We start from the raw sequence: 5,641 nt of genomic DNA on the forward strand, positions 1-5,641 counted from the left end.
CTGCTGGAGGAGGAGTACGGCGCCGGGGCGGTGGCCCTGCCGCCGGCGTCGACGTTCAACCGGCTGGTGCACGCGGTGGCCGACGGCCAGGGCCTGCGTCGCCACGGCCATACCGACTCGAGCTGACGGATGCTCCAGGCCTCTCCGCTTGTGCAATAAAAGCCGGTGTGAGAACAGCGCGCCCGTTGCGGATGACGATCCCGTGGGCTCTCGCTCTCTCGGGCTGGACGCTGCATCGGCCTGCCTGCAGATCTCATGCCTGATCCCGCGTCTCCGGTGTCCGGTCTGGCGCCGGGGGAAGGGTGAGCGTCACCTCGCCTGCAGTGGTTCTGAGGGTGAGGGTGGCCTCCCCGCGGCCGATGGCTCGATCGATCTTCTTGATCTCTGCCCAGGTGAAGCCGAGGCGGCGGTACTTGTTCCGCTGCTTCGGCCGCATGTGCTTGATGTCTTCTTTGGAGGCGGTGGTCATCCCCGGGTGCCACGGCCGGGCCGGTCCGCTAGTCATCTTGGGCATGACACTCCTCTCTCACCAGACCGGCGGTGCGTTGTCCGCGTACTGCTCCCGCTCTCGCGGCCGAAGCTCGGTATCCGTCGGGGGAATGAGCGCCTTGGCGGCCCGATCGGGTGGGGCCTGGACCACCTTGTGCCGTGGCTTGAGCGGGCGAGGCTGGCGGGTGGCCGCGCTCGGCTGCTGCAGGTACTCAGGGATATCGCCGGCGACGATGCGAGCGGCACCGGCGCGTGCTGCTGCCTTCGCCGCGGCTTTCCGTGCCCGCTTGGCCTCACGAGACTCTTTCGCCATCCCTGCAGCGTATGCCGCTCCCCCCGCCTACGAAACGGGGCAGCGCGCGTCGGATCACACGGCGGTTCCCGGTGCGAGTGCTATCCGCGCGGGCGCACAGCCACGGCTTCGGCTTCACGGTCAAGGCCGGTGATCTCTTCCAGGTGGTCGGGCGACGCGGACGGCGCGGCAGCGGTCGTTGCCGTGGCCTGGACCAGGATGGGCAGGTGATCGGAGGCCGCCTGCCAGGACAGGCTCACCGGCACCCTTGCGGACTCGAACGCGGCCGCGGCGAAGCGGACACGCTCACTGCCAGCTCCGGCCACTGTCAGGCCGGCACCGGTAGCCACCAGGCCCGTGACCGCTCAGCAGCTCACCGAATTGGGCTGGCAACAGTGAGCGCTCGTGTCACCGGCCCAGCGGCCACAGCTCCCTCACCAATAGTGCCGGCGACCGGCGACCGCGTGGCCAACCGAGCCCAGGATCCACAGCACGACGCCGATCACGGCGAGGATGATGCCGATGGTCCACAGAATGGATATGCCGGTGACGAAACCGACGACGAGCAAGATGATGCCGAGGACGATCACGGCCGCCTCCCGCTGCGGGTAGTACTTCCTCCACTGTGCACCTTCAGCGGCGATTTTTCCCACTTCCGGGGCGGGCAAGTTGGGCACCGTGCGGTGGTGCGCTCAGCGGCTGCGCCCGGGCGTCTTTGCCGTCAGCGGGTGCTGAGCATGCCTTCGCGCAGCCGGGCCAGGCAACGCGAGAGCAGCCGGGAGACGTGCATCTGGGAGACACCGAGGCGTTCGCCGATCTGTGCCTGGGTGAGCTCGTCCACGAAGCGCATGTGGATGATCTGCCGATCGCGTTCATCCAGTGCTGCGATCATCGGGGTGAGTGCGTGGAAGTCCTCCACGAGCTCGAGGGCCTGGTCGTCGGTGCCGATGAAGTCCGCCAGGGCCGTCTCGCCGTCCTCGCTGCCGCTGATCGCCGCGTCCAGGGAAGTGGAGTTGTAGCCGTTAGAGGCCAGGCGGGCCTCGATGACTTCGTCTTCGGGCAGGCTCATCAGTTCCGACAATTCCTTCACCGTCGGGGTACGACCCAGACGGCTGCGGAGTTCTTCGGTGGCGCGGGCGAGCTGGACGCGGGCCTCCTGCAGGCGGCGCGGCACGTGCACGGCCCAGGTGGTGTCGCGGAAGAACCGCTTGATCTCGCCGACGATGTAAGGAACGGCGAAGGAGGTGAACTCCACCTCCCGGGTCAGCTCGAACCGGTCGATCGCCTTGATCAGGCCGATCATGCCGACTTGGACGATGTCCTCCATCTCCTCCGGCCCGCGGCTGCGGAACCGGCCGGCCGCGAAGCGGACGAGGGACATGTTCATCTCGATCAGCGTGTTGCGCGCGTACTGGTATTCGGGGGTGCCCTCCTCCAGCACCGCCAGCTGGTCGAAGAAAAGACGCGTCAGCCGCCGGGCGTCCTTGGGCGCCACCTGGGCGGGGTCGGCGACCTCCGGCAGGCCGGCTACGTTCGTGTCCGTCTTCGCCGCAGTCACTGTCGCCATGATGCTTCCCTCCCCTGTCGCCGCACGCTGCCAGCCTGCCACGGACCGACGACCGCGCGCCTACCCCGGCATGTGCAGCCCATGCCCGCCAACTGCTACCGCTGTCGGTAATCGCCCCGAGGCCACACCGCGTGTGAAGGGCGGTCGCGTACGGGCTTCCGTCCAGCCCCTGGATACGCGCCACCGGTCCAGTCAGCAGGTCACAGAGTCGGGGTGTGATGTCGGGCCTCGAACTGTCACAGGTTGCTGAGCAGGTCCTCAAGCATGCCAAGGGCGCGGCGCTGTCCGATGTCCTTCTCGGGGAGCTGCAGGCAGCTCTGCCCGCCACGCCACCGACTCGCGCCCCGGTCTCTGACTGTGGGCGGCGGTCCTACAGGGGCTGGTGTCCGGCGACGGCGCCGCCGGGGTCGTCCAGGAGGGTGATGCGGGCGGTGATGCGTTTGCCCACCGGCTCGCGCTGCGCCTCGAATCCCTGGGCGACGGCCATGACGATCTCCAGGCCGTGCTGGCCGACCCGCCCGGCGCCGGTGGCCCGGGCCACCGGCAGCGCCGGATCACAGTCCCACACCACGATCTCAACCCTGTCGCGGTGATGCGCAGGTCCATCAGCACCGGTCCCGGCGCGTATGTTCGGGCGTTGGTGACCAGCTCGCTGACCACCAGCTGGGTGAGGTCCCAGGCACGCTGCGAGATGGGCAGGCCGTGCTTGGATTGGACGCGGGTGAGGAAGTCCGCCGCGAGGTGGCGGGTGTGGGCGATGCACGTGCCGTCGCCTTCCAGACCGTGGTCTGTATGGCCTGCTCATCCGGTGCCGGGCTGTCCTCACCCACCGAGGTCAGGTCGGAGCCGTAACACGGACGCGGTCCGGCCCGTCCGCCGCGTTGCCGAACCTGTGCGCGAGGCAGTCACACGCCGGAGACGGCACGTTGGACTCCGCGGACGCAAGCGGGAAAGACTGCGACACGGGGCCTCCCGGTGCTGCTCGGTTGGGATCCGGCACGGCCGGTTCAGAGACGACGTTTGTTCGAGCGCGATTGGTGCAGACGATTAGCTGACACAGCCTTTATATGACGAAGCGGAGAGGCACCATGGGCATCATCGCGTGGATCATCATCGGCCTGCTCGCCGGCGCCATCGCCAAGGCCCTCATGCCGGGCAAGGACCCCGGCGGCATCATCATCACCATGCTCATCGGCATCGTCGGCGGCCTGCTCGGCGGCTGGCTCGGCAAGGTCATCTTCGGCGTCGACTCCATCGACGGGTTCTTCGACCTCTCCACCTGGATCGCCGCGATCGCCGGCTCCGTCATCCTGCTCGCCCTCTACCGCCTCGTCACCGGCAACCGGCATTCACACCGTCACGCATGACCCGCTGAACGCATCACGCCTGCGGACACACCTGGGCGGCTCCCTTCCCTGTTCGCAGGACGGGAGCCGTCAGCATGCATGGTCGGGCCACCCAGCGGCCAGCCCGCCGGTTGCCGTCGCCCAGGCCCCCCGCGTCCTGCCGCCATACAAACAGGCGCCTGTACTGCTCGGTGGCACGATCGCGCTTCTCCTGGGCAGGCGACCGGGTACCGGTGCCCCTTGTACGACGGCGACACGGCCCCCACGAACAACCCCCTCCCGCACGATCAACAAAAGATCATCCCATCCAGTCAACCAACGTGACAGCGCCTGACCATGGGCCCCAACGGGACCTGGATCTACCATTCCACGCAGACCTACACCATGACCAGGCACTACTAGAGGTGTGGCGAAAGTCGACGGTGTGACACTCGTCTGAGCGCCGTTACCGAGCCGTGATCGTCAGGCGGGCGCGGCTGTCCCGTGACAGGGAACTTGGACCGATTGCCATCGAAGTTGGACTGCTGCCGAGACCGTCAGGTTGAGGGGACAGCAGAGGACCCCGGCGGTGCGATCGCCGGGGGCTCCGTGTTCGACGAGCTTCGGGTCAGTTGCAGCAGTCGCAGCCGGGGCGGCAACTGCACGAGTCCGCCTCAACCCTGGCGGAGGGCGCTGCCGCGGCGGCCGGGGGGGCGCAGCAGCCCTTGCCCTGCCAGGCGTCGCGGCCTTCCTTGATCGCGATAGCGGCGATGACCAGGGCCGCGATCGGGTCGGCCCAGGACCAGCCGAGGGTGGCGTTCAGGACCAGGCCGACCAGGAGCACGGCGGACAGGTAGGTACACAGGAGCGTCTGCTTGGAGTCGGCGACTGCCGAGGCCGAGCCGAGTTCGCGTCCGGATCGGCGCTGGGCGGCGGACAGGAACGGCATGACCGCCAGCGATAGGGCGGCGATGACGATGCCCGGGACCGACCGCTCCGCCTCCCCGGTGCCGGCGAGCGCGCGGACGGCGTCGACGGTGACGTACGCGGCGAGCGCGAAGAACGAAACCGCGATGATCCGCAGGGTGCGCTGCTCGCGCGCCTCGCGGACGGCGTGGTCGGAGGCGGAGAACTGCCAGGCGACCGCGGCGGCGGAGGAGACCTCGATGACCGAGTCGAGCCCGAAGCCGATCAGCGCGGTGGAGGAGGCGATCGTCCCGGCGGTGATCGCGACGACCGCCTCGATCACGTTGTACGTGATGGTGGCCGCGACCAGCAGCCGTATCCGCTTGGCAAGGATGTCGCGGCGGGCCGGGGAGGGGCCCCTGCCGATGGATATCGCGGCGGCCATCAGCAGCAGCCCTTCTCATCCGCGTCGACGCACGTCTTGTCGGCTTCAACGGCGACCACGGCGGTGCGCAGATCATCCAGCGCGTGCCCGAGACGTTCGTCGGCGAGCTCGTAGCGAGTGCGCCGGCCCACCGGAACTGCCACGACCAGTCCACAGTCGCGTAGACACGCCAGGTGATTCGACAGCCGAGTCCGGGAGATCTCCAGGGCGTCGGCAAGGTCGGCGGGGTGGGCCGGGGCCTCGCGCAGGGCAAGGAGGATCCGGCAGCGGATCGGGTCGGCGAGGGCGCGGCCGAACCGCGCCAGCACCTCGATGTCAGCAGCGAGGGTCAACACACCCACGACAGTACACGGATAGCTGAATTCACGGAATCTTGCACTGTCGGAGCCGTTTGTCACCTTCACAGCGGTCCAACTTCGATGGCAATCGGTCCAGGTTCGCTGTCACAGGACAGCGGCTGTCCTCTGACGCGGAAGTTGGATCGGCTGCCATTGAAGTCGGACTGCCTGGCCTTAGAGGTCCTAATACTCCAGCTGTAGATCGTGATCTTCATTGTTTCGTGCCATCGATTCCTTGAGCGGCTAAGGTCCGGATGCAACGCGACGAAGGGGAGCACC

Annotated in this window: 8 protein-coding genes and 1 pseudogene; 1 reads left to right on the forward strand and 8 read right to left on the reverse strand. The window is 68.0% G+C overall.

Annotated features, from left to right (window positions below; translation table 11 throughout):
• Positions 1-253: 253 nt before the first annotated feature.
• The 6 genes and pseudogenes from ACWD26_RS43890 to ACWD26_RS43915 all read right to left on the reverse strand — a co-directional run bounded on the left by ACWD26_RS43890 (position 254) and on the right by ACWD26_RS43915 (position 3,128).
• Positions 254-514 carry a hypothetical protein gene (locus tag ACWD26_RS43890; protein WP_451279354.1) on the reverse strand — a complete coding sequence of 87 codons (261 nt, stop codon included), beginning with the start codon at positions 512-514 and terminating at the stop codon, positions 254-256.
• 12 nt (positions 515-526) lie between these two features.
• A complete protein-coding gene (locus ACWD26_RS43895; protein ID WP_451279356.1) occupies positions 527-802 on the reverse strand; it encodes a hypothetical protein in 276 nt (91 codons plus the stop codon).
• Between the two features lie 80 nt (positions 803-882).
• Positions 883-1,041 carry a hypothetical protein gene (locus tag ACWD26_RS43900; protein WP_451279358.1) on the reverse strand — a complete coding sequence of 53 codons (159 nt, stop codon included), beginning with the start codon at positions 1,039-1,041 and terminating at the stop codon, positions 883-885.
• Positions 1,042-1,215: 174 nt separating this feature from the next.
• Positions 1,216-1,371 carry a DUF6131 family protein gene (locus ACWD26_RS43905; protein WP_355924953.1) on the reverse strand — a complete coding sequence of 52 codons (156 nt, stop codon included), beginning with the start codon at positions 1,369-1,371 and terminating at the stop codon, positions 1,216-1,218.
• A 131-nt stretch (positions 1,372-1,502) separates the two neighbouring features.
• Complete coding sequence (locus ACWD26_RS43910) at positions 1,503-2,348, reverse strand: RNA polymerase sigma factor SigF (protein ID WP_451279360.1); 846 nt, start codon at positions 2,346-2,348, stop codon at positions 1,503-1,505.
• A gap of 370 nt (positions 2,349-2,718) precedes the next feature.
• Positions 2,719-3,128, reverse strand: a pseudogene (locus ACWD26_RS43915) (ATP-binding protein).
• A gap of 308 nt (positions 3,129-3,436) precedes the next feature.
• Here ACWD26_RS43915 and ACWD26_RS43920 point away from each other — a divergent pair.
• Complete coding sequence (locus ACWD26_RS43920) at positions 3,437-3,715, forward strand: GlsB/YeaQ/YmgE family stress response membrane protein (protein WP_033532118.1); 279 nt, start codon at positions 3,437-3,439, stop codon at positions 3,713-3,715.
• Between the two features lie 586 nt (positions 3,716-4,301).
• Here the strand turns inward: ACWD26_RS43920 and ACWD26_RS43925 are convergent.
• The gene (locus ACWD26_RS43925) at positions 4,302-5,024 is read right to left on the reverse strand and encodes a cation transporter (protein ID WP_451279361.1); all 723 of its coding nucleotides are present in this window, start codon (positions 5,022-5,024) and stop codon (positions 4,302-4,304) included.
• Positions 5,024-5,359 (reverse strand): ArsR/SmtB family transcription factor, encoded by a 336-nt coding sequence (locus tag ACWD26_RS43930; protein WP_451279362.1) that lies wholly within the window; start codon positions 5,357-5,359, stop codon positions 5,024-5,026. The genes ACWD26_RS43925 and ACWD26_RS43930 overlap by 1 nt, the downstream gene beginning before the upstream one ends.
• Between the last annotated feature and the right edge of the window lie 282 nt (positions 5,360-5,641).

The sequence above is a fragment of the Streptomyces sp. NPDC002787 genome (assembly GCF_053592095.1).